Below are 25,072 nucleotides of genomic sequence, written 5' to 3' on the forward strand. Positions count from 1 at the left end.
CTAATCGTTAAACGTGAGGAGGTAAGTACTGTGAAAAAAACAGACCCACGGGTAGCTATTGTTACTGGGGCGGCGCAAGGCATTGGTCTTGCCATTGCCAAAAGATTTCTATCAGACGGCCTCCGTGTTGTGTTGATAGACAAAAACAGAGAAGCTCTTAAAGAAGTAAAAGAATCAGAATTTTTTAAAGATATCAATAGTTCGAGTTGCTTATTCCTGGAAGTTGATATTGCAGACAATGATGCTATTAATCATAGTGTTAACACTGTATTAGAGAAATGGAATCATATAGACGTTTTAGTTAATAACGCAGGAATTAGAAAAGAAACCGCAGTAGAATATGTGACAAAAGAGGAATGGGACACGATTTTATCAGTTAATCTGGGAGGTACATTCTTTTATTCCCAAGCGGTTATGGAGACGATGAAAAAACAGCAAAGAGGACGAATCATTAACATTTCTTCCTTTGGCGGGCAGGCCGGACCGTTGACTTCCGGAGCCCATTACTGTGCTTCAAAGGCAGGACAGCTGGTAGTAACAAAGGTTCTTGCACGCTCTCTTGCTGAGCAGGGTATAACTGTTAATGCGATTGCTCCGGCAGCTATCAATACACCTGAGATGGACCATATCGACCCCGGAAAACTAAAAAAGATGAAAGAAGGTATTCCAGTAAAACGTTTTGGAGAATCAGAAGAAATTGCAGAAATGGCTTCATATATTGCCTCTGAGGCAGCGGGTTTCATTACAGGTGCGACGTTTGATATTAACGGCGGCTTACAAATGCGTTAAAAGCATTTGTACAATTATTTTTTAAAAGGAGATGAGCAATATGGGAGAAATTAAACACGATGCACCAAAGGTAACAAGTCCTTTAAGAGTATTTATAACATTTGAATCTATAGGATGGTTTGATACAACACAGGAGCAGAAAGAGAGTGACATTTTACCACAGCTTAATTCAGTGCTTGAAGAATGGAAAAGTAATGGATCAGAATTGTTAGCAACGTTTGACAGGGATATTTTAACAGCGGGACAAGCAGGTCCAGCCAATTGGCATGCCTGTTTTCTTTACAATGTTCCAGACTTACAAACGATCACTAATATGACTCATGCTTTCCGCACTGCAGGTCTGGATCGGTATTTCCGCCTGGAAGCCTCTATAGGCCGTCCCTTTTTCCTTTTAGAAAAACAGTAATCTATTTTCAAATTAAAGGGTGAAATATGTGAAAAAAATTTGGTTAATTATAATGATAACCGCTGTTGTTTCCTTTATGAGTGCGTGTGGCGGAGATAATACAGAAGCAGGGGGGAGCGAGGAAGCAGAACAAGGGGAAACTATTAAATTATCATATGCTTTTTTTGCGCCTGCAAATACTTTCCCAGCAGTCCAAATGGAAGAGTGGAAAAAACAGTTGGAAGAACGTACGGATGGAAAAGTTGAAGTAGAACTTTTTCCAGGCGGGTCTCTGCTCGAGGCAAATAATATGTTTGATGGTGTGGAAAGCGGTACAGCCGATATCGGTTTAACAGCGACGTCCTACGAACCCGGTCGTTTCCCATTGTTAGCTATTTCTGATATGCCTTCCGGTTATAAAAATGCAACCGCTGCAAGTGATGTCGTGGCAGATCTCATAGAAGAATACCCGCCAAAAGCGTTGGAAAATTTTAAGATAATCACGACGTTCACGACGGAACCATCTTATATTCAAAGTAAAGAACCAATCAGCTCCTTAGAGGATTTGGAAGGAAAACAACTTCGCATTGCCGGAGCGTTAACCCCGATCATGGAAGAACTTGGAGCAGCTCCGGTTGGGATGTCGCAGGCAGAGGTTCCGGAAGCGCTGCAAACGGGTGTGGTAGATGGTTATGTATCATCAAGAGAAATTTTAAAAGATTCAAAGTTAGCGGAAATGGTAGGCTACACAACCGATTATCCTCTCGCGTTAAATACTTTCACAGCAGTGATGAACCAGGATAAGTGGGAAAGTCTGCCCGAGGATGTGAAGAACGTAATCAATGAGTTAAACGATGAGATGACGGAATTCACAGGGAACTATTTAGATGAGCACGTCAAAGAGGCCATGGAATGGAGCAAGGAAAATCATGATCTTGAAATTGTAGAACTATCCGAGTCGCAGAAACAATTATGGGATGAGAAATTAAGTCAAATGCAGAAGGATTTTGTGGAAGAAACACAGGAGCAAGGACTGCCTGCAGAAAAATACTTTGAAAAAATGAAAGATTTGATTGAGAAATATAATGAAGAAAGCTAATAATACAGGAGATGAAACAATGGACAATTTTCAATCTGCATCATTAAAAGATAATCCATCTCCTGTTCCTGAGGACAATTCGACAGTGAAAAAGGAGAAGTCTAATACATTTTTTAAAATAATAGACCGGATCAATCAAGGCTCGGCCGTTTTGGCCGGGATTTCCCTTTTATCCATGATGGTGTTGATCGTGTTTAACGCGATAAAAAGATTATATTCAGATCCTGTTTCAGGCACCGTAGAAATTGTAGGCTGGCTGAGTGCTGTAATTATTATTTTTTCACTGGGATATACCCAGTTGCATAAAAAACATGTTTATATTGATTTAGTCCATAAAAAATTCCCCTTATTTATAAAAAGAATCGTCCATATATTGGTGAATGCAGTAAGTATTATATTTTTCATTATCGCCGGATGGCAGATTGTATTACATGGACTTGACTTAATGAATGACGGAATAATCTCTGAAACGATGCGGATTCCGTTTTATCCTGTTGTTCTTTTTTGTTCCATTGGGTTTATAGGGCTGGTGCTGGTACTTATAAAAGAAACCATCCTGGTTTGGAAAGGAGAAGCATAATGGATGCGAACACGTTAGCTTTATTAGGTATTCTTATTTTGTTTCTTTTAATGTTTTTAAGAATGCCTATCAGCTTTGCCATGTTTATTGTAGGATTTACCGGTGTGCTGATTTTTGCTTCTCCCGGTGCTGCATACAACCTTTTAAGTGCTGACTTGTGGAATCAGTTTTCGAGTTACTCATTAAGTGTTGTTCCTTTGTATATTTTCATGGGAGAAATTATCTTTCGAACGGGTATTACAGAAAAGCTGTTTGATTCGGCTTATAAATGGATTGGTCATTTCCGCGGCGGAATGGCCAGCACAACGATATTGGCGAGCTCTGGTTTTGCTTCGATCAGCGGCTCGAATTCTGCCACGGCTGCGACGATGGCTACCATGTCCATGCCGGAGTTAAACAAATACCAATATGATAAGGCGTTGAGCACAGGAAGTATAGCGACAGGGGGAACACTTGGTATTATTATCCCTCCCAGCACAGTTCTCATAGTCTTGGCTTTGCAAATGGAACAATCGGTTAGGGATCTATTCATTGCAAGTATTGTCCCGGGTATCTTATTAACCATTTTATTAATACTTACTATAGTATATATATGCAAAATCCATCCTCATTATGGTCCAGCAGGAGACCGTTCGACGATGAAAGAGCGGATAAAATCACTAAAAGATATTATTCCGATTTTTCTGTTGTTTATTTTTGTTATCGGTGGTTTGTATGCAGGGTGGTTTACTCCCACAGAATCCGGGGCATTCGGGGCTTTCGGAGCCATTGTTCTGTCTCTTGTCATGAGAAAGTTGACATGGAATAAATTTCAGGTGGCTGTCGCAGGTGCTTTAAAATCCGCTGCGATGGTATTGACCTTAGTAGTGGCCGCCATGGTATTTGGTCGTTTTCTGACTATTACCAGGCTACCGTTTGCAGTGGCTGAATGGGTCGGGCAGCTGCCTGTCCCTTCTTCAATGATATTAATTGCTGTGCTGCTGATTTTTGTTATTGGCGGTTCCATTATGGATGCCCTTGGGTTTTTAATTATCTCTATTCCCATATTTCACCCTACAGTTATGGCTCTGGGGTATGATCCTGTGTGGTTTGCTGTTGTTCTCTGTATTGTTACCAGCATGGGTGCCATTACACCGCCTGTCGGAATAAATGCATTTGTCGTACAGGGTATAACTCCGAACACACCTGTTACAACGATTTTTAAAGGAACAGCGTACTTCTTACTGACGTATGTTGTTTTTATCGGACTGCTTATTTTATTCCCGCAAATTGTATTAATATTTGTGTAAATAGAATAACAGCGCCTGACAAACAGACAAACGACGGAATGTTGCATTGCTTCACCATTAATTGAGAGAGGAACGGTGAAATGGTATGAAGGGGAAATTAAGGGAAAACGCAGCGCGCTTTGTTTTTCTTTGTTTAATGATCGGCGTTATCACGGTGGTCACGGCCTGCGGAGGTAATCAATCAGGGAGTTCCAATGAAAATACGGAAAGTGGAAATTCCGATGAAGGGAAAAATGGAGAAACAATTACGCTTTCCTATGCTTTTTTTGCTCCGGAGAGCACGTTTCCCGCGGTTCAAATGAAAAAATGGTCGGAAGAATTAGAAAAAAGGACGGACGGGCAGGTCGAAGTAGAATTGTTTTTTGGAGGATCACTGCTAGAAGCAAATAACATGTTTGACGGGGTGGAAAACGAGACGGCTGACATAGGACTTACTGCTACTACTTATGAACCCGGTCGGTTTCCATTGTTGGAAATATCGGAAATGCCTTCTGATTATCCTAATTCACAAGTATCCAGCCAGGTCTTGAACGATTTGATCAGTGAGTTTGAACCAGTGGCTCTTGACGATTTTAAGTTGATTACCTCTTTTGCCACAGAACCTGCATATATCCAAAGCAAAGATCGTATTTCATCGTTAGAGGAATTATCTGGGAAACAGCTGAGAATTTCCGGCGGCTCTACACCGGTGATGGAAAAGCTGGGGGCAGCCCCTGTCGGCTTATCGCAGGCTGAAGTTCCGGAAGGTCTACAGACTGGGGTGATTGAAGGCAATGTTTCTTCAAGAGAAGTATTGAAAGATTTTAAATTAGCGGAAATGGTGAAATATGTGACCGATTATCCCTTAACTGTCACTTCTTTCGTTGCCATTATGAACCAGGATACGTGGAATAGTCTTCCTGATTATGTGAAAGACGTCATCGATGACTTAAACCATGAAATGAGTATATTTACAGGACAATATTTAGATGAGCACGTCAAAGAGGCCATGGAATGGAGTAAGGAAACGGAAGACTTAGAAGTGGTCTCATTATCGGAAGAAGAAAAGCAGAAATGGGATGAGGCGTTGGAAGAGATGCAGGGCCTGGCAGTAGAAGATGCCAATGCAGAAGGTCTGCCGGGAGATGAATACCAGGAAAAGCTGTATGAATTGATTGAAAAATATTCAGAATAATCAGGAGGTATAAAGTATGGAAATAGCAGTACTCGGGGGCGGCAATGGAGCATATGCAGCAGCTGTTGATTTTGTAGAAAAAGGTCATTATGTTCGTTTATGGAGAAGAGACAAAGATGCATTTAAATCCGTGTTGAACAGTCAAATGATCAAAGTGAAAGATACAGCAGGAACAAGAGAAGTATCGTTGCAATTGGCTTCGGATGATATAAAAAAGGTTGTTCAAGGAGCACAATTAATTGTTATTCCACTGCCGGCTTTTGCTCAGCACTCATTGGCGGAACAGCTTGTGCCTGTACTGGAAAACGATCAAGTAATTTTTCTGCCTCCTGGTACGTTTGGAAGCTATGTTATGTCAAAAGTTCTCACGGAACATGGTTGTGAGGCCAACGTTATATTTGCAGAAACGGGGACGCTGCCTTATTTGGCAAGAAAATATGATGAACAGACGATATCCTTGTCAGGACGGGCTGCAAGATTACCCACCGGAGTTTTTCCAAGCGAACAATCAGAATTTGCATTTGAGGTTTTACACGAGGCCTTTGATTCTATTGAGCCTGTACAGGATGCCTTGGATGGAGCTCTCATGAACGCCGGTCCGATTATTCATCCGCCTCTCATTCTCATGAATGCCGGCCCTATTCAACACTTTGATAGATGGGATATTCATGATGAAGGGACGCAGCCTTCGATCCGAAGTGTGCACCGTTCCCTGGATGGGGAGAGAATGAAAATTCGTGAAGCATTAGGATACCATGCCCCCCATTTTCCTCTGGAAGATCATTATAATCCGGAGGGAGTCGAATGGATGTATGGAAATGGAGCTCACGAAGAACTTGTAGACGGTGAAGATTGGTTTGAACCTCTGGATTTAGAAACCCACCGTTACATGAAAGAGGATATTATGTGCGGTCTGTCGTTTCTAGTCTCACTCGGTGATTGGCTGAAGCTTAAAGTCCCGACTGCTGCCGGACTTCTTGCTATTGCCTCCAGTATTACAGGGGAAAATATTCGTGAAAATGGCAGGTCCATGGAAAACATGGGGTTAGATCATTTATCCCCGCAGCAGCTGAAAGAAATAGTAAAAAAGGGAATAAAAAAATATGAAGTTCAATAAAGAGATCGTTGTCATTGCAGGAGCAGGCCGAATGGGCAGGGGCATTGCGTTAACGTTTGCCTGCCAAGGATATGAGGTGTTACTGCTGGATGTGAAAGACAGAACAAACGAAGAATTCCTGATCCTGCAGTCGAATGCCTTTCGTGAGATTGAAGGGCAGCTTGACATTTTAATAGGCGGTAATGTTGTATCGGAAACAGTCAGGGAGCAGGTCATAAATAATATTAAAATATCCCCGATCGAAAGACCGGATGTGATATGGGAACAGGTTTTTGTTTTATTTGAAGCTGTTCCTGAAAAGCTGGATGTCAAAAAGCAGGTGTTTCACCGCATCTGCCCGCTACTGCCGAAAGAGGCTTTAACCGCTTCAACGACGTCCTCATTTTCCGTAAATGATGTGGCCGAATTCGCACTGGACAAAGAAGGATTTATGAATACACACTGGTTAAACCCAGCGTATCTTATTCCCTTGGTCGAAGTCAGCCCCGGGGAAAAAACAAGCCCCGCTGCATTGAAAAAAATGATGCAGATACTGGAGCGTATAGGGAAGGTTCCCGTTGAATGCAGTCCTTCTCCAGGTTTTATCGTACCGAGAATCCAGGCGCTGGCCATGAATGAAGCAGCCAGATTAGTGGAAAATAATGTGGCTTCCGTAGAAGATATCGACATGGCATCCCGGTATGGTTTCGGTATTCGGTTTGCCATATTAGGCCTGCTGGAATTCATAGACTGGGGAGGGGCTGATACCCTGTATCATGCCGGTAATTATCTGGAAGATTCCCTGCATGACAAACGTTTTACACCTCCCAAGTCGATTAAGGATAAGATGGAATCCGGCCATATCGGAATGAAAACAAAAAAGGGTTTTTATACCTTTGCCGAAGAAGACCTCGTTGAATATCAAAAGGAAACGTTGCACAAATTTATCGACCTCCTTAAGCATTTGGGATTTTTTGAAGACAGCCGATCCTAAACGGAAACAGCTCCCTTCGGGGAGGATGAGGAGAAGGTTAAGTGAATAAAAAAAAGGAAGGAGTCTGAATCCTTCCTTTTTTATTTTTACTGTGGCTCATATTGGATTTTTCATACGGAAAGAGATGTTCTGTTCATCGTGGTATTATTTAGTTCTTCTTTGACCAGTTCTTTTATCTGTTCACCGATAATGGCTTTATACAGAGAAGAAATAGAAGATAATTCATCATTATTATATCTTTGATATACGATACCATCTAGTTCTCCTTTTAACATATCCAGCATGTATTCTCTTAAATGTTTCGGGCACCAACATTGATGGTGCAATTCGATGACATCTCCACACATGCATTCATCATGGAACGTCACATTATTTAATATAGCGTGATCTGCGTGATCTGCATTAATATAAACTATAAACTGGGAAGGATACAGATGATTTTTGACGTTGAAAATGGTTAAAGGCGTATCTCCCACGTAGACTTGATTCGTGTCGACAACGTCTAACCATTTTTTTCGTTTTAGATAACTGGTGACAATCTGACTCATTTTAAAAATTTTCATATGATTCTGGCTGGCTGTTTTTTGAACCTCATGAATAGAGGAAACGTGCCCGTGTTCATTTAAAATTTCGCACACATACGTAACCGGGTTCTCAATAAAAGGTTTGAACAATTCAATGGATGTTTCGGCAATGCCAGGACGGTCCGGAAGATTTTTCTCACAGCTGATTAGAGGGAAAACGTGTCCGGGTTTTTTAAAATCTTCAGGATTGGAAGAAGCATGCAGACTCTTTATGGTTTGTGATCTTTCGGAAGCGGATATTCCAGTACTGGTGTCTTTATAATCAATAGAAACAGCAGCATTTGAAATAACAGAGCTTGAACTTTCCTGGTACATCAAAGGTAAATGCAGTTCCTTTGCTTTTTTCTCTGTAATGCAGGTAGAGACAATCCCTTTACCGAGGTTTATCATGGCATTAATCTTATCTTTTGTAGCTTGGGCGCCCAAACCAGTAATATAACTCATATGAGTATAGAGATCGTCATAAATAATAACAAGATCATGTTCAAGAGATGCTTTGTTTCTTATATTTAATCCCATATTCATCTCTCCTTATTTCATGTTCTTTCCTTTTTTTAAACTGAGAGAGGGCCTAAGTGTTTATTTGTTTTTTATTGTAAGCAAAATAGTAAAGCTATCCAATATATGAATAGGGCCGAAAATTTTTAAATTTTCGTATTAATAATGTTAATGCTATTTTCAAATGATCGATTGCTGACAGCGTTGCCTGTCTCACCCATAGCCGGGTATACTATCCAAAGGAAACTAGGGATAGGAGAGAATCGGTCTCACTCGTCTCCATGGGCGGTTAATTCGCTCTTAAGTGTGGAATCATCAACGATGAGGCGTTGGAAACAGTGATTCTCTTACTTGGCTGCACATAATCCAGATAGGGACTCTTGAAAAGAAATGCGACTTATTTTGAGCGAGAGGATGGTTCTATGTCGTCCAATGAAAAAGTAGAGGCAATCGCTGCTAAGTGATTGCCAATCCCCAACATTATCAGCGCTGTATCTCTATTTGACTCCAAGTTGAGGTTCTAATTTATTAGAAGGGATGCGAACAGTGGTTCATGCTGGTCGTTTTGATCACAGAGTTAATGAACTATTAAATGTAAGTGGCTTAGGTAAAGTATATCCAGAAAAGTTCATTCACTTCCTATTTCTTGACGTTGTTCGTCAACATATCAGCATTAAACATATCTCAGAAAGTTCATAATATAATCTGCAAAAATTCATGGTGCTTTTCTTATCATTAGCACTATTTACAAACAGTTTAATTGAAACGAAATCAATCAACTAATTCAGCAATTATTCTTAACTTTTGTAGGTGAACCTATAATTATATTAGTTTTTATACAACTTCTTTTTTTAATAATGGGGCTACTTGGTATCCATGCTATTGCTATAATAGGAGTGTAGACAGAAGTATTAAATCCTTGTATAGCTGAATTAATCCTGTAAGTATTGGAGTAGTCCATATTTCAGGAGCAGTGGCAACTGCTCCTATTGGCCCGTATGGAGTGACAGTTACTATGACATCAATGAATACCTTACAAAATCCATACCGAATTAGTATACGAAATTTACCGTTTTCTCACTTTTTCTGTGACTTTTTGTTTGTTCTTTTACTCAATCTAAAGTTATTGATTATAGGAATTTTCATTTAAATGGGTTTAGCTTACGCATCTCCTTAGTCGTTATCTAGCAAATGATGTTATGCGTATAGTTCACCAAGCACGAGCGTGATGCTATCTATATTTTGTGTTCTACACATGAAAATACTTTTTTACCCGAAGCAAAGAGGCATTCGTTGCAGGCTAGCGCTTTCCCCGAGCAGCACCTCAGCTTCTACCCATGCTTACGGTCTATGAAGTTATAGTGCAACATGATTTTACAATAACTCTTTTCGTCATGGAAGATGAGAAAAATACTTTGTTACAATATAACTAAGAGGTGAATGGAAAGGAGTGTCCGAAAATGCTGAACTTGCAGTAGAATATGGAGCTGGAAGGAGTCTTATTTAGCCCTGCCCGTATTCAGGAACAAAGTAGTATGTTAACCAGCGGAGCTGGAATATGCTGCGAATGATAGAGAAGTATTCGGAACGGTTGTCGTCCCTGTTCTTTTATAACAGCCTTGTACAAGAAGTAAGGGCAATCCAACATTCTTATTTAATATCCGTTATAAAAAGTGTTATTATATAAAAAAGATTACAATTATTAATTTGCATGCAATTGAAAGGAGAACCATTATGGCTATTGAAGTACGTGCAGAACCGACCCCGAATCCGAATGCGATGAAATTCACCGCCAACCAAAATTTATTTGAAAAGAGTACCTCCCTGAAGCAGGGAGACGACACGGACCACGCGTTGGCGCAGGCTCTGCTGCAGCTGGACGGGGTAGACAATATTTTCGGCGTCAACGACTTTGTCACCGTGAATAAAACGATGGACGCGGATTGGGATGAGCTGATCCCGAAGGTAGAACAGGTTTTTGCCGAAGCGGAATAAAAGAGAAACAACAAACCCCGGACTGCCTGATGTGCAGCGCCGGGGTATTTTTAATCGCAGAAAGAGACACCATCCGAAAGATAGGGTCTAGTATCGTCCTATAAGAGACATTTTTCACATAGGAGGCAGGTCAAAATGGTTGCTGCCATCGAATAACGACCAAAATCCAGAGCGGTATCATGAAAATGGGTGTAACCCATGTTTTGTAGACATTTCCCGGACTTTTCTGTCTATAAGCCACAGGAGCAATCCTTACACCCGCTTATTCACCGTGAAATTTTCCTCGATCAACAGCCAGTTCTGCGGAAACTCCCAGCCGAGGACCCAGTAAAACATACCGCGGAGCCCGTATTCTTTGATCATATCAAATTTTGCCTGCACGGTTCGGGCATCTTCAAACCAGACTTCATGTTCCGTCCCTTCGTCATCGTAATACGTGAAGTGCGGGGATTGGGCTGTTTCATCAAATTCGATGGCGGCGTTGTATTGGAGAGCCAGTTCAATCGCCTGCTGGTGGTCCAGCGGCTGGGCCTGGGTCTCGCCTTCGACAAACGGCAGTGTCCAGTCGTAGCCGTACAGCGGCATGCCCATCATGATTTTATCAGCAGGCATCTGCGTCAGGGCATATTCGATCACGCGGCGAACCTGGTCGACTGGAGCAACAGCCTGGGGGGGACTGCCGGTATACCCCCATTCGTAGGTCATGAGGAAAACAAAATCAGCGATTTCTCCATGAACGGCATAATCGTGGCCTTCATATAAATCCCCAGTCATCCCTGGTTCCACCTGGGGAGCGAGAGCGCTGGAAAGCAAATACCCCTGTTCATCGAGCCGTTCTCTGGCATTTCGCATTAATTCGTTATAGGCTTCCCGATTCTCAGCTCCGACGTATTCCAGATCAAAGTCAATGCCAAGGAATCCTTTTTCATCCATAATAGCCAGGGCTTCATCCAGCAGCCGGTTCTGCCGTTCTTCATCCTGCAGCACCGTCGCTGCCAATTCTGTGCTGAATTCCCCGTCTTCAATGTTTGTAATAACCATTAATGGAACAATTTGATTCTCATAGGCGGTATTAATCACAGCCTGATCATCCATGCGTGTCAGCGTGCCGTCTGAATTCATTTGATAGCTGAACAGCTGCAGATAAGTTAAATGATTGCCCACTTCGTTCACAATCGAAGAGGAGTCTTCTCCGGTGATATCAAGATCCATATACGCCCCAACCTCAATGGACGGTTTCATTTGCGGGGGCATATCAATGTATAGAGGGAAGCCCACAGGCAGAAAGGCGGAAATTGGAATATTATTCACTCGCAGAACGTGTTCAAATGGCACACGATACTGCTGACTGATCTGCCACACGCTTTCTCCCGGCATCACCCAATGGAACCGGCCTTCAAAGGGGATGACCAGGGCCTGCCCAACGACGAGCCGTTCCGCCTGAGGAAGGTCATTCGCCTCGCTGATCATTTGATAGGGAACGTTGTACATCTGGCCGATGCTCCATAACGATTCACCGGGACGAACCACGTGTATTTGCATAAGACAAGCCTCCTTTCACGATTCCTTTCTCTTTTCATCTTATTATCCAAAAAGAAAAAAATGACCCGCTCCGGCATCAGCTGCCGAAACGGGTCCGTTTTATTTAACTGGAATGGGAAAAAAGGTCTTGGAGACGCTTATTATTTGAGCTGATAGCTTCTGTATTTTCCCGGTTGGCGAGAAATTCCGGACGAGGATCTTGACCGGAGAACGGTTCCTCCAATTTATTTTCCACGGAGTTATATACAAAAAATACGTTACTGCGTGGATACGGGGAAATGTTGCCGGCAGAACCGTGCATTGTATTGCAGTCAAAGAAAAGAACAGAACCAGCGGGTCCGGTAGCCCGGTCAATGTGGCCGTCTGCCTGGTTGACGAGCCAGCTCATACTATCGTTATCCGGTACACCGGTTTCCTGCTTTTTCAGTGATTCCTTATAATTCTTTTCTGGTGTGGACCCGGGGCAGGAGACGAACCATTTATGGGAGCCGGGTACCAGCATAAGCGGTCCGTTAAATTCGTAGTTATCGGTCAGTACAATCGAGCAGCTGACCGCACGCATATCAGGCATGCCGTCTTCCACGTGCCATGTCTCAAAGTCCGAATGCCAGTAGAACTCCTTACCTTTAAATCCTGGCTTGAAATTTATCCGGGACTGGGTGAGATACACCTGGCTGCCCAGCAGCTGCTCTGCAATGTGGACGAGTCGTTCATTCTTAACGAGTTCTTCGAAAAAGCCGCCATCTTTATGAATTTCAAAAACCGAACGGATTTCGTTGCTGCCTGGTTCTTTGATGACATCGTCCGCTTCCCGGTTTTGGTTTTGCTGCATAGTTTTTTTTAGTTCATCTTTCATAATAGTGACTTCTTGTTCATTAAACAGCTGCTGGAATAAAAGATATCCATTTTCTTTAAAATACGTAATATCTTTTTCTGGCAGCGGCCCCTGGGAAAATGGCCGGTTCCCATGAACCACCGCGTCTTTTCGTTCCATTATTTCTGCCTGTCCGCCGACACGTGATGGATATTTATCGATAGTCTGTTGGAAGGGTTGAAAATCTTGTTTCATTAAAAAGTCTCCTTTCATTTCTTGATCATGTTGCTTGATTGATCCGAGAGACATAGAACCGTTCATCTAAACAACATCTCTACAATCATCTCACCTCCTTTATGGAATAAAAGCGGATAAAAAGAGCCGGGAAGGGTCCTGCAATGTCCCCCTCCCAGCTTATACGTCGGCTCTAATTGTCCCCGCTATTTCCACTGGTTTCTTCTATATAAATTATTTCAATTTGTATTAAAGGCGCCCTTGGATTTATAAATTCAAGCATTATGACTTGAATTCTGGTAGTGCATTTCCCTTGCCTCTGGATGGCTAAACATATTTACCACTCTTTTTTTCGGTGAATATCTCTGGCCAGCGTTTCCAATATGTATACGACCGGAATTTGTGTCGTTATGTTGGAACCTTCCAATGCTTCTTCTGTCACGTAATAAGGGATGTTCACATCGGAAATTCTGGCGATGGTCGAATATTTGGTGTTGGTGATACTTATCACCGTGCTTCCCTTTTCTTTGAGCTGGTGGATATGGGTGGTCGTGTATCGATTTTCCCCGGACACGGATAATGCAATAGTGACACTGTTCTGAAGAATGCTGGAGTGAATGGGGAAATGAGGATCTTTAATATACACAGAAAATGTACCAAGGCTTGAAAAATAACGGGCCCCGTATTCCGCGAGAATACCGGAACTGCCAATGCCAATAAACATCACATGATCGGCGCCGTTCACAATGTCTACGGCTTCCCCCAATTTATTATCAAGGTTTCCAGCCAGTGTTCGTTCAAAAAACTCGCTTACTGCATGCTGGGATCCCTTTACCACCGTTGGTTTTTCGTTATCCAAGTGTAATTTGAGCCTCACTTTAAGTTCTGAAAAACCTTGACAGTTCACTTTCCGGCAGAAACGTAAAATGGTGGTAGTAGAAACGTGTGTTGCTTCAGCAAGCTCCCGGATCCGCATATATGCCACTTTTTCCATATTCGTGGTGATATACTGATAGACGGAGGTTTCCAGTTCATTAAAGGAAGCAATTTCCTGCGTGGTAAACATTCTATTCTCTCTCCTCACGGCCTTCCATTTGTATGCATCATATCACATCCCTTTATAAAAAACACTATGTTACTTATTTAAAACAAAATAAAGCTTTACTATTTTATCTGTATCACTTAAAATAATACAGGTAATACAAATGGAGGGAGAAGTTATGATAGATTCTGTAGTAAACGTAAGTAATGTTTCTAAAGTATATGGAAGTAAAGGGGAAAATCAGTTCCAGGCCTTAGAAGAAGTGTCTTTTTCTATGCAGGAAGGAGAGTTCATCGGTATTATGGGAGCTTCCGGATCGGGAAAAACGACACTCTTAAATACGATCTCCACTCTCGATAATGTTTCGAGAGGCCAGATAGAAATTGCAGGAACAACAATCACAGAAATGAAGGAGCAGGCGCTGGCGGATTTCCGGGCCCGGAAGTTAGGGTTTATTTTTCAGGATTTTAATCTGCTGGAAAGCATGACCGTGTATGAAAATATAGCGCTGCCGCTTTTTCTGCAGAAAATGGGAAGAGGCAGGGTGAAGGAAAAGGTCCAGCATGTCGCGGATATATTGGATATCAGGGACATTCTTTCGAAGTATCCAGCTATTATCTCGGGGGGGCAGAAACAAAGGACAGCAGCGGCACGGGCACTGGTACATAATCCCAGTATCATACTTGCAGATGAACCAACCGGAGCACTGGATTCCAGCAACGCAGCCAGTCTTTTGGAGACCCTGCAGCGTTTAAATGAAGAACATCAAGTCTCGATTATGATGGTGACTCATGATGCTTACAGTGCGAGTTACTGTGAACGGATATTGTTTCTTGAAGACGGACAACTGTATAAACAAATTAACAAAAACGGCACGAGAGAGGAATTTTTCAAGAATATACTGGACGAGCAGGCGGAAGCCGGAAGGAAAAAGCTGTAGGAAAAAGGGGGGGGTACGGTGCTTGCAAAATTAGCCTGGAATGGCATGAAAAGCAAACGAAAAGATTATATTATCCTTTTGGCCGGACTTGTCATGTCCATTGCCATTTTTTATATGTTTCAGACATTAGCCTTAAACCGCGATTTCACCAGTGAGAACGCGATGATCAGCTCGATGCAGCTTGTTTTTAATGTTGGATCGTGTTTGCTCGCAGCAGTGACGTTTTTCTATATTTTATATACGAATATGTTTTTGCTTTCGCTGCGCCAGCAGGAGTATGGGATGTTTATGCTGCTTGGCGCGAAGAAACAGTACATTAAAAGGCTGATGTTTGTGGAGAATCTCTTGATTGGGATTATCGCGCTGATTATAGGGATTGCTGCCGGGGCCGGCCTTTCGCAATTAACCGCAGAATTAATCATGGGCCAGCTCGACGTCACACTTGAAGGCTATCAGCCCTTTTATCTTCCATCGCTGGCTGTAACGCTTTTGTTCTTTCTGGTTCTGTTTTTTGTCACCGCAGTATGGAACCACATCAAGCTTTCAAGATTACAAGTGCTGGAGCTTGTCCATGCCGAAACAAAATCGGATCAAGTGCCGCAGCAGCCAAAGAAAAATATCGTGACGATTACGGCAGGAATCCTGGCCCTGGCTGCCGGCTGGTTATCGTTGATTTTTATGGAGAGCCTCCGCGAGCTCGGGGTGTTTTCCGCTGCAATTATGACGACACTTGGGACGTATCTGCTGTTTTCTTCCTTGCTGCCTGTTATTACAAACGCCATGAAGAAAAAACAAAAATGGAATGAAAATGGCATACAATCGTTTACGTTATCCCAGTTGACTTTCCGTATCCACAGCCTGAAAAAACTGCTTGCTACGGCGGCAATGCTGATTGCCCTCGGGGCAGGAGCCATTTCCGGCGGAATGGCTTTTAAAAATAATGCGGAAAACATCGCAGAGAGGTCGGCGGTCTATGATGCGGTAGTCCACAGTCCGACCGCAGAAGAAGAGGAGATTCTCGAAGACATTACATTTACAGAAGCCGCTGAATACCGGTATAAAAAGGGAGAGGAATATAATTATTACTTGAAAGAAGACCTGGAAAAACAGCGCCCGCAGATTCAATTAACCACGGATAATGTGAAAAGGGTGGAGGCGGATCTCCCGGATCAGGAAGGGTCGCTGGAAGAGGTGGAGGAAGAATCTGCTTCCATCCCGAACGAATGGTCTCAATTTTTAACGATGACGGCAGCGGAGGATTATTCCAGACGGCCATTGATTGTTTCAAATGCCTTATATGATGATATTGAAGCAGAGGAACAGGTGGTTTTTATCGGGAAAGCGGATGATTTTCTGGCCTATAGAGACCAATGGGCGAAGCTGGATGAATTAAGGGAAGAGAAATTGGCATCATCAGAGGAAGTCATGGCTTCAACAAGCAAGTATTCCATGTATGAAAACTATAACACTATTGCTACGGGAACTGTTTTTATGGGTTTCTTTCTCGGGATTGCTTTTCTAGCGATGATGGCAAGCTGTTTAATGTTCAAAGTGTTATCCGGCGCAGCCAAGGATATTCCGCGATATGAGATGCTGCGAAAAATCGGGGTGCCGAAGAAGCTCTTGAATCAGTCCGTTTTCAAAGAATTATTTCTCGTTTTCTTGTTTCCAGCACTTCTTGGGATAACTCATGTTCTTATCGGAATGAATATGTTTTCCTTTATCATCGTAAATCCATATTACCGAATCTGGATATCTCTCCTGTTGTTTACAACGATCTATGTTCTCTATTATCTGCTCACGGTGAAAATGTACAAAAGTGTGGTTCTGCCGGAAGAGAAGTAATAAAACAATATGTTATTTATAAAAAACAAATCACAACTCATGTGATATGACACAAAAGCTGTTGAATGCCTATTTGTTGGCCCCCTCTATCATTAAAATGAAGATGGAGGTGTCAAGGAAATGGGAAAAGGAATAAAAGTTGCCACCATTGGCGGTGGTTCAAGTTATACGCCGGAGTTAGTAGAAGGATTTATTCAACATTATGACGAACTGCCGGTGCGGGAATTGTGGCTGGTGGATGTAGAAGATGGAAAAGAAAAGCTTGCCATCGTTGGGAATCTAGCGCGGCGGATGATTAAAAAAGCTGGTCTTCCGATTGACGTTCATTTAACCTTGAACCGTCAGGAAGCGCTGCAGGACGCTGATTTTGTTACCACCCAGTTCCGGGTCGGGCTGCTCGATGCCCGGGCTAAAGATGAAAGTATCCCTATGAAATATGGAGTGCTCGGGCAGGAAACAAATGGACCGGGAGGGTTATTTAAAGGACTGCGTACCATTCCGGTTATATTAGATATCTGCCGGGACATGGAAAAGTTCTGTCCGGATGCCTGGCTGATTAATTTCACTAATCCGGCAGGCATGGTGACAGAAGCCGTTTTACGGTACTCTTCGATTGAAAAGGTGGTCGGCCTCTGCAATGTGCCGATCGGAATGGAAATGGGGATCGCAGAATTACTGGAAGTCGATCACTCCAGGGTACGGGTCGATTTTGCCGGCCTGAATCACATGGTCTACGGGCTGGAGGTTTATGTAGACGGGAAGAGCGTAAAAGATAAGGTGATGGATCTGCTGTCCCGTCCGGAACACAGCAGCTTTGTGAAAAATATTGAGGGAATGGGCTGGGAACCGGAGTTTATACGTTCCCTGAATGTATTAACCTGCCCGTACCACATGTATTATTATAAAACGAAGGAAATGCTGGAAAAGAACATTCAGAGCGCGCAGGAAGAGGGTACACGTGCCGAAGTAGTACAGAAACTGGAGCAGGAACTGTTTGAACTATATAAAGATCCAGATCTTTCCGTGAAACCACCGCAGCTTGAAGAGCGGGGCGGCGCCTACTATTCGGAGGCCGCCGTCCGTCTGATCACTTCCCTTTATACCGACCGCTGTGATATCCAGCCGGTGAATACGGTTAATAATGGAGCAATAGCCAGTATTCCCGCAGAATCCGCGGTGGAAGTCAGCTGTGTTATCACAAAGGAAGGTCCTAAACCAGTTACAGTAGGAGATCTTCCGGTACAGGTAAGTGGACTGGTGCAGCAGATTAAATCCTTTGAACGGGTAGCGACCGAAGCAGCGGTGACCGGAGATTACGACAAAGCCGTCCTAGCGTTGACCATTGATCCACTGACGCCGTCGGACACGGTTGCTGCGCAGATAGTAGAGGAGATGATGGAAGCACATCAACCTTATCTGCCCCAATTTTTCCAAACCATCAAAGTATAGCTGTGGGAGGTTCTAATTATTTTGTGATTCTGTCGAAAGCTCGGCAATAAACCGGGCTTTCTTTTTATATATAGGCAAGGATCTTCAGGGCGCTTGTGCTTTTCTAAGAAAGATAGGAGAAAGTCCTTGACTTTAATCAATTTTTTTTGATTTAATGTAAATACACATAATAAATCAAAAATATTTGATTTAATAAAGAGGGCGAAGATAATGATCCATTTTCTACAGACATTTTTTGTGCTGCTGCTGGAATTGACAGCGTTATTCCTTCTGATAAGTGCGGTGATCGGCTGGCTGCAGCGGACGGTCACGGAGGACCGCATCCAGCGTATTCTGCACCGTCCCAATAAATGGAGCGGGTATCTTTATGGAACCGGGCTGGGGGCTTTAACCCCGTTTTGTTCCTGTTCCACTATTCCAATTGTAGCCGGACTGCTTTCATCCAAAGCCCCGTTCGGCCCTTCGATGTCTTATTTGATTGCCTCTCCTTTGCTTAACCCAGTGCTGCTTCTGCTTTTCTGGACGCTGCTGGGATGGAAATTAACCGTTTATTATATTCTCGCTACTGTTGGATTTTCCATCCTGATCGGATGGGGATGGGAGAAGCTGGGGCTTGAAACTGCTGTGAAACAGGTTCGTGTAAAAAAGGGAAATGTTTCGGAAGAAAAAGGAAAGCCAAAATGGAAATTAGCTATCCGGGACGCCTGGTCTTTTTTTCTTCCGCTTTTTCCCTATTTATTCATCGGAGTGCTGATCGGGGCTTTCATCTATGACTTTGTTCCTCAGGATACCATTACAACCTATGCAGGTGGGGATAATCTATGGACGGTGCCGGCTGCTTCTATAATCGGCATTCCGATGTATATTCGGGTGGAAACCATTCTTCCCATTGCCGGATCTCTTGTCAGCAAAGGGATGAGCGAAGGAGCTATCCTCGCATTGACCGTCGGTGGCGCCGGGGCAAGCATTCCAGAAATCGTGATGCTTAGTAAATTATTCCAACGAAAACTGGTGCTTGCTTTTATTGCTTCCATATTACTCGCTGCCGTCAGCACCGGATTGCTTGCCAATATTATGTTATAAAGGGGGTGACAAAAATGGCAGAGAAAAAAATGGGATGGAAAAAGATTTTCTCTTCTTCCGAGAAAGACTGCTGCGGCGTAGACATTGAAGAAGTCGAAGAAAACGCAGAGGAATGCTGCAGGGAGCAGGAAACAGAGGCATCTTCCCGTCAGCAAACCTCCTGAGACCAGTAGACCCAACAATACGAACGTTATCGGTCTCCAAAAGAAAATGGAGAGCATTACGTACAATAATTGTCTCCGTAATGCTCTCCATTTCCATGTGGGAACCACTATGAGAATTATTATACGATCCACCGGCTTCCAAAAGATTAGCAGGCAGCAGCTTTTCTTGGGAGGGTCTCCCATTTTCGGATGAACTCTTAAGACATAGTGGCGGAGGAAGGAATCATTTGATACAGTGAAAACGTGTAAAAAAGGTGGCATATTCATGGCACCCGTGAGATAGAATACTTTCACAATAAATTTTGGAGGAATGACGATGGTACGCCGTATTGCTGTATTCTGTGGTTCAAGTAAAGGAGCTTCCGATACCTATGAAGAAGGGGCTGCTGCGCTGGGGAAAGAATTGGCAAGAAGAGAAATCACCCTTGTTTATGGAGGAGCGAGCGTCGGTCTGATGGGGGCGCTTGCCGATGCTGTCCTTTCAGAAGGCGGAAAAGTAATTGGAGTTATTCCCAAAACGCTCAGAGATAAAGAAATCGCCCACCCCAATCTGACTGAACTGATCGTGGTAGACTCCATGCATGAAAGGAAGGCAAAAATGGCAGAGCTGGCGGATGGTTTTATCGCGCTCCCTGGAGGACCGGGAACTTTGGAAGAGTTTGTAGAAATATTCACATGGGGGCAGCTGGGCCTCCATCAAAAGCCGCTCGGCCTGTTAAATATCAATAATTATTATGGGCCTCTGGCTGCGTTATTTGATCACATGACAGAGCAGCAGTTTTTAGCAGAAAAATATCGTTCGATGGCGGTAGTGGAGTCAGACCCTGCGAATTTGATTGAGCAGTTTCAATCGTACCAGGCTCCATCAGTGAAAAGATATATAGATAAAGAACAATCGTAAGAGAATCCCCCACAACATGAATTCTGAATCGTAATGGGGATGAAAAGGCCTTCCTCGTTTTCTCCCGCCGCTTCAACCTCCCCTTTTTTGCAAAACGCCCGCCTCTCCTTTCCTAAGGAAATCTGATCCCCGTCTCTTTGTTTTGCAGGGACCTATTCATTATACTGGAGATTAGCACAGCGATCATAATACTAACAATAGTTATCGCTATAAGCATAACCGGGATCGGTGGGAACGTATTATTCACCCGCCTCCAAGCAGCAGATTTGACTGTTCACGGGACTGCTTTGACGGTACGGTTTTTACATACGGCAGTATAGCCGTTTATGGAAAGGGAGGATTTAGAATAGCGGGAGAATGGAGGGTGAAGGATGAAAGCTGTGGTGATCACGATAATGGTTTGTTATATTTTCATTTTTTGGATTGGCCTCCCCCTCAGAAGCGTTCTATTTTCAGGAGACGGGGGACAGCAGCCTCCCCTTCAACCTATCTATACAGGTGTCGTCCTGTTGAGTGGTCTTATTGTCGGAGGCACGGTTTATATAATAAAAACGATAAAGAATACGAAATCCAACCACCGAAAGAAGGAGAATTCCAAATGAAAATTTCTCTGTACGGCACCCTGGCTGTGTTTCTTGGGTTTGTCATTATCACGGCAGTTCAGGGGCAGGAAGCGTTCATTTTAATGCCGTTGCTGTGGGCGACGGTTCTTGTTACTCCCTGGATATTTCTGTATTGGTTTATACGATTTGTCAAACAGTACATTGAAAATTCCAACCAAACAAATAAAGAATAACAGGCGCCGTGATTTTCAACATTTCTCCCAAAAAGCAGTTGACTCTCCCGTTACGTCAGGCCGTAACATTTAAAAGGAAGGGAGGCCGGTTCCATGAGAGTGAAAGAAGTGGCAGATATCGCCGGTGTTAGTGTCCGAACGCTGCATCATTACGATGAGATTGGATTGCTGACCCCGGAGAAGACCACCAACGCAGGGTATCGTGTTTATTCCGATGAGGATCTGGAGAGGCTGCAGCAGATTTTATTTTATAAAGAGCTCGGTTTTCCTTTAAAAAAAATCAAGTCCATTCTTCAAGATCCTTCCTTTGATAGAAAAGAAGCATTGGAATGGCACCGGCGTATTCTGCTTGAGAAACGGCGCCGTCTTGAGCAGATGCTTTCCCTGGTGGAGCAGACGCTGCAGCAGGAGAAGGGAGAAATTACGATGACAAATGAAGAAAAGTTTCAGGGATTTGATTTCACGGCGAATCCATATGAAGAGGAAGCACGAAAACGGTGGGGAGACGAGGCAGTGGACCGCTCCAAGGCCAGGGTGGAAGAAATGTCGGAAAACCAGCAGCAGGCAATGGCTGAAGAAATGAATGCCATTTATCAAAAACTCGCCGGGCTCCGCCGCCTTTCCCCTTCCTCCCCAGAAGCCCAGACGGCCATTGCAGAATGGTATAAGCTGTTAAACACATTCGGAAATTACTCCCTCGAAATGTTCAAAGGATTAGGGCAGATGTATGTCGAGGATGAACGGTTTACAAAAAATATTGATTCCTTTGGAGAAGGCCTGGCTTTTTTCATGCGCGACGCAATGGAAATCTATGCAGACCGGCAGAAATAACGTATATTCTGAGGAGGGCTGTCCTGTTGAGGCAGTCCTTTTTTAAAAGATAGGAAAGTAGATAAGCTTGGCGTTTTTAAGATCCCTCCCCAGTGCCCAAATTCTTGGAGGCGCGCGTTGTGGGGCAGTTCGGAGATGCGACAGGACGTGGCGTTCTTAGCCGAACTTCCTCATTCAGGGCGCTTGCGCTTTTCTTGTATAAGAATAAGAAGCAGGATAAAAAGGAAGGGAGAAGGAGGATGCTATGGGTGATTGTGCCATTGTGACGGGAAGTAACGGTGGTTTCGGCCAAGTAATCACTGCGAAACTGCTTAGCATGAACTATGAAGTGATCGCAACCGTCCGGGAGCGGGAAAGGGGGCAGGTGCTTGTTGATCAAGCCACACAGATCGGGAAAGGCGACAAGCTGCACTTATGGGAAATGGATGTAACGGAGCCATCCCACATTGAAGAATTAAAACAATATCTGCTGTCAGAAAAGAAACAAGTAGTCGTCCTGGTGAACAACTCTGGTTACTGTCAGGCCGGGATGGTGGAAGGAGTAACGGACCAGCAGTGGAGAGAGCAGTTTGACGTCAATTTTTTCGGGGTTGTTTCCCTCACCAAAGCGCTGCTTCCTATGTTTCGAAGCCAGCGTTCCGGTTCGATTATCAATATCAGCAGTGTCAGCGGATTTTTAGGTTTTCCCGGGATGGGAGCTTATGCCGGAAGTAAATTTGCTCTTGAAGGTTTTAGTGAATCTCTTCGTTATGAAATGCTGCCTTTTCATATTTATGTTTCTCTGATTGAACCAGGAAGTTATCAGACGAGAATCTGGGAAAAGGCACTAAAGCATGCAGCGGAAACAGAGGGAGATTATAAGACAATGATGGCCAACCTGCAAAAAGAAGCGCTCCAGGCTGCGGAAAACAGTACCGCACCAGAAAAAATCGCAGAGGTGGTAGAAAAGATTCTACGGGCCAAAAGGCCAAATCTCCGCTATCGTTTAGGGACCTCCGCAGCAATGCTGCATGGCTTGAAACAAACTATGCCTGCAAGATGGCTCGAAAAAATAATTGTAAGCCGTCTTCTTCGGTAACGGTTTGACGCGTCCGCGGCTGTGGAATGAAAGTATGGGGAGACCGGCAATATAAAAAATTTTTTATAGACATCCAGCTGACACATAAGTCCTATAAAGTATGAAATAGAAAGAAAGTATTCTAATACTTTTCACATACTAATGTCAAAATAGGAGGGAATCAGAATGGATCATTTTGAAAATCAGGAAAACCAGAGAAACCAGGAAAAGGAACAGCCTACTCCTCAAAAAATAGAAGAGGAAAATAAACGACATAAAAAAGACCGCAGAAAAGCAGGCTTTACTGGATTTATTGGCGCCCTTATCGGTGCTGTTATCGTAGCCGCTGCCATGCCGCTTGTTTATGACGGTCAGATGTTTTCCACGGATGCAGCGAACGAAAGTGAACCGGTGTCTCAGAACAACGCGTCTGAACCAGAAACGCAGAATATCTCCACGGAAAGTGTAAATGTATCAAGTGAGGTGACTTCAGCTGTGAATGAAGTTTCCGACGCGGTAGTGGGTATATTTAGAGAACAGCAGGGGGGATTGATGCAGGAAGGTGAGGCGGAATCTCAAGGGGCCGGGTCTGGCGTAATTTATAAAAAAGAAGGAGACTCTGCTTTTGTTGTTACTAATAATCATGTGATTGACGGAGCAAACCAAGTCGAGGTAGGACTATCGGATGACAACAGAGTAGAGGCGGAAGTAGTCGGAGCGGATGCTTTAACCGATTTGGCTGTTCTCCGTATCAGTTCAGAAAACGTGGATACGGTGGCGGAATTTGGGGATTCTGATACGCTTTCAACAGGAGAGCCGGCCGTTGCTATCGGCAACCCGCTTGGTAATTTGAACGGAACGGTCACTCAGGGAATTATCAGCTCTGTGGACCGCAGTATACCAGTTGATACAACGGGTAATAACCAAACCGACTGGACAGCTGATGTCATTCAGACGGACGCTGCCATTAACCCTGGTAACAGCGGCGGTGCTTTGATCAACGTAAATGGTCAGGTCATCGGGATCAACTCAATGAAAATTGCGCAAAGTGCGGTAGAAGGCATTGGGTTTGCTATTCCTTCCAATACAGTTATTCCGGTACTTGAGGATCTTGAAGAAAACGGGAAGGTGGAACGTCCGCAGCTTGGGGTAACGATCGGATCTTTATCAGAAGTCCCAAGCTACCATTGGCAGGAAACGTTAAACCTGCCGGAAGATGTAGAACAGGGCGTGTTTATTAACAGTGTTCAATCAGGTTCAGCAGCTGATCAGGCTGGTATGAAACAATACGACGTTATCACTTCCATTAATGGAACAGAGATTGGAAATGGTCATGATTTACGCAGTTTCCTTTACAATGAAGCAGAAATCGGAGAGACGATAGAAATCACCTTCTATCGGGACGGGGAACAGCAGACAACGGATTTAACACTCGGAGAAAGCGGTACCCAGTCCGGTTAACGGGGGGAAGTGCTCATCTAACAAAGAGTCTGGGAAAAAACATTATCATGGACAAAAAATCCGAACGATTTTTTCCATAAATGGTTCGGATTTTTGTGTATTGTTCTATCGCTGCGTCAAAATAGGTCGCTTTCCGCGGGCACGGCTCGAATAAAGGAGGATCGGCTAAGAACGGCACATCCTGTGCCGACGCCGATCTGACCCGCATCCTGCGGGCCCTCGGGGAAAAATCCCTTCCTGCGGGGTCTCGAGACTCGTGCTTTTCCCGCAGGAGTCGACCTATTTTGACTCCGCTGAATGGACGTTCTTGTTATATAAACCCTAAGATGTCCGTTTTACCAATTTTTCTTTCGTTTGGCCGAACCACCTTCTCTATTCAGCCGAGACCGGCCACGGAGACCCCAGATTCACTTGGTAATGCGATCTTCTT

Annotated in this window: 24 protein-coding genes; 20 read left to right on the plus strand and 4 right to left on the minus strand. The window is 43.7% G+C overall.

The features are described from left to right. Positions 1-30: 30 nt before the first annotated feature. The 8 genes from G475_RS0114940 to G475_RS0114975 all read left to right on the plus strand — a co-directional run bounded on the left by G475_RS0114940 (position 31) and on the right by G475_RS0114975 (position 7,406). Positions 31-789 (plus strand): SDR family NAD(P)-dependent oxidoreductase, encoded by a 759-nt coding sequence (locus G475_RS0114940; RefSeq protein ID WP_026701966.1) that lies wholly within the window; start codon positions 31-33, stop codon positions 787-789. A gap of 40 nt (positions 790-829) precedes the next feature. Further along, positions 830-1,195: a hypothetical protein gene (locus tag G475_RS0114945; RefSeq protein ID WP_026701967.1), complete on the plus strand. Its 366-nt coding sequence runs from the start codon at positions 830-832 to the stop codon at positions 1,193-1,195. Positions 1,196-1,223: 28 nt separating this feature from the next. Next, positions 1,224-2,273, plus strand: coding sequence for a TRAP transporter substrate-binding protein (locus G475_RS0114950; RefSeq protein ID WP_035711361.1), 1,050 nt, complete (start codon positions 1,224-1,226; stop codon positions 2,271-2,273). A 19-nt stretch (positions 2,274-2,292) separates the two neighbouring features. Further along, positions 2,293-2,853, plus strand: a complete 561-nt coding sequence (locus tag G475_RS25285; RefSeq protein ID WP_051302573.1) for a TRAP transporter small permease — start codon at positions 2,293-2,295, stop codon at positions 2,851-2,853. After that, entirely contained in the window at positions 2,853-4,142 is a 1,290-nt protein-coding gene (locus tag G475_RS0114960; RefSeq protein ID WP_026701969.1) for a TRAP transporter large permease, read from the plus strand. The genes G475_RS25285 and G475_RS0114960 overlap by 1 nt, the downstream gene beginning before the upstream one ends. A gap of 85 nt (positions 4,143-4,227) precedes the next feature. Then, a complete protein-coding gene (locus G475_RS0114965) occupies positions 4,228-5,316 on the plus strand; it encodes a TRAP transporter substrate-binding protein (protein WP_026701970.1) in 1,089 nt (362 codons plus the stop codon). A 16-nt stretch (positions 5,317-5,332) separates the two neighbouring features. Continuing rightward, positions 5,333-6,433 carry an NAD/NADP octopine/nopaline dehydrogenase family protein gene (locus G475_RS0114970; protein ID WP_026701971.1) on the plus strand — a complete coding sequence of 367 codons (1,101 nt, stop codon included), beginning with the start codon at positions 5,333-5,335 and terminating at the stop codon, positions 6,431-6,433. Then, positions 6,420-7,406, plus strand: coding sequence for a 3-hydroxyacyl-CoA dehydrogenase NAD-binding domain-containing protein (locus G475_RS0114975; protein WP_026701972.1), 987 nt, complete (start codon positions 6,420-6,422; stop codon positions 7,404-7,406). The genes G475_RS0114970 and G475_RS0114975 overlap by 14 nt, the downstream gene beginning before the upstream one ends. 110 nt (positions 7,407-7,516) lie before the next feature. On the opposite strand, the gene G475_RS0114980 is transcribed toward G475_RS0114975, so the two are convergent. Further along, positions 7,517-8,509 carry a 3,4-dihydroxy-2-butanone-4-phosphate synthase gene (locus G475_RS0114980; RefSeq protein ID WP_026701973.1) on the minus strand — a complete coding sequence of 331 codons (993 nt, stop codon included), beginning with the start codon at positions 8,507-8,509 and terminating at the stop codon, positions 7,517-7,519. Between the two features lie 1,713 nt (positions 8,510-10,222). Here G475_RS0114980 and G475_RS0114985 point away from each other — a divergent pair. Beyond that, positions 10,223-10,483: a NifU N-terminal domain-containing protein gene (locus G475_RS0114985; protein ID WP_026701974.1), complete on the plus strand. Its 261-nt coding sequence runs from the start codon at positions 10,223-10,225 to the stop codon at positions 10,481-10,483. A 252-nt stretch (positions 10,484-10,735) separates the two neighbouring features. On the opposite strand, the gene G475_RS0114990 is transcribed toward G475_RS0114985, so the two are convergent. The 3 genes from G475_RS0114990 to G475_RS0115000 form a co-directional block, all read right to left on the minus strand. Beyond that, positions 10,736-12,025, minus strand: a complete 1,290-nt coding sequence (locus G475_RS0114990; protein ID WP_026701975.1) for a glycosyl hydrolase family 18 protein — start codon at positions 12,023-12,025, stop codon at positions 10,736-10,738. Positions 12,026-12,128: 103 nt separating this feature from the next. Further along, on the minus strand, positions 12,129-13,094 hold the full coding sequence (gene thpD, locus G475_RS25290; protein WP_051302575.1) for an ectoine hydroxylase: 966 nt from the start codon (positions 13,092-13,094) through the stop codon (positions 12,129-12,131). A 316-nt stretch (positions 13,095-13,410) separates the two neighbouring features. Beyond that, on the minus strand, positions 13,411-14,139 hold the full coding sequence (locus tag G475_RS0115000; RefSeq protein ID WP_026701976.1) for a MurR/RpiR family transcriptional regulator: 729 nt from the start codon (positions 14,137-14,139) through the stop codon (positions 13,411-13,413). Between the two features lie 154 nt (positions 14,140-14,293). Between G475_RS0115000 and G475_RS0115005 the strand changes: the two genes are divergently transcribed. From G475_RS0115005 to G475_RS0115055, 11 genes are all read left to right on the plus strand, one after another. Continuing rightward, entirely contained in the window at positions 14,294-15,055 is a 762-nt protein-coding gene (locus G475_RS0115005) for an ABC transporter ATP-binding protein (RefSeq protein ID WP_026701977.1), read from the plus strand. A gap of 18 nt (positions 15,056-15,073) precedes the next feature. Further along, entirely contained in the window at positions 15,074-16,900 is a 1,827-nt protein-coding gene (locus G475_RS0115010; protein ID WP_026701978.1) for an FtsX-like permease family protein, read from the plus strand. 120 nt (positions 16,901-17,020) lie between these two features. Beyond that, entirely contained in the window at positions 17,021-18,349 is a 1,329-nt protein-coding gene (locus tag G475_RS0115015) for a 6-phospho-beta-glucosidase (protein WP_026701979.1), read from the plus strand. Positions 18,350-18,559: 210 nt separating this feature from the next. After that, positions 18,560-19,432, plus strand: coding sequence for a permease (locus G475_RS0115020; protein WP_035711365.1), 873 nt, complete (start codon positions 18,560-18,562; stop codon positions 19,430-19,432). 14 nt (positions 19,433-19,446) lie between these two features. Continuing rightward, a complete protein-coding gene (locus G475_RS27290) occupies positions 19,447-19,596 on the plus strand; it encodes a hypothetical protein (RefSeq protein ID WP_156911731.1) in 150 nt (49 codons plus the stop codon). Between the two features lie 316 nt (positions 19,597-19,912). After that, positions 19,913-20,497, plus strand: coding sequence for an LOG family protein (locus G475_RS0115030; protein ID WP_035711367.1), 585 nt, complete (start codon positions 19,913-19,915; stop codon positions 20,495-20,497). Between the two features lie 371 nt (positions 20,498-20,868). After that, positions 20,869-21,099 carry a hypothetical protein gene (locus tag G475_RS0115035; protein ID WP_026701982.1) on the plus strand — a complete coding sequence of 77 codons (231 nt, stop codon included), beginning with the start codon at positions 20,869-20,871 and terminating at the stop codon, positions 21,097-21,099. Continuing rightward, positions 21,096-21,293, plus strand: coding sequence for a hypothetical protein (locus G475_RS25295; RefSeq protein ID WP_035711369.1), 198 nt, complete (start codon positions 21,096-21,098; stop codon positions 21,291-21,293). Before G475_RS0115035 ends, G475_RS25295 begins: the two co-directional genes overlap by 4 nt. 93 nt (positions 21,294-21,386) lie before the next feature. Then, positions 21,387-22,124, plus strand: a complete 738-nt coding sequence (locus tag G475_RS0115045) for a MerR family transcriptional regulator (RefSeq protein WP_026701983.1) — start codon at positions 21,387-21,389, stop codon at positions 22,122-22,124. A 244-nt stretch (positions 22,125-22,368) separates the two neighbouring features. Next, complete coding sequence (locus G475_RS0115050) at positions 22,369-23,202, plus strand: SDR family NAD(P)-dependent oxidoreductase (protein WP_026701984.1); 834 nt, start codon at positions 22,369-22,371, stop codon at positions 23,200-23,202. Positions 23,203-23,367: 165 nt separating this feature from the next. Next, positions 23,368-24,642: a S1C family serine protease gene (locus G475_RS0115055; RefSeq protein ID WP_026701985.1), complete on the plus strand. Its 1,275-nt coding sequence runs from the start codon at positions 23,368-23,370 to the stop codon at positions 24,640-24,642. Positions 24,643-25,072 lie beyond the last annotated feature (430 nt).

It is taken from the genome of Salibacterium aidingense DSM 18341 (assembly GCF_000429685.1).
Lineage (GTDB): Bacteria > Bacillota > Bacilli > Bacillales > Marinococcaceae > Salibacterium > Salibacterium aidingense.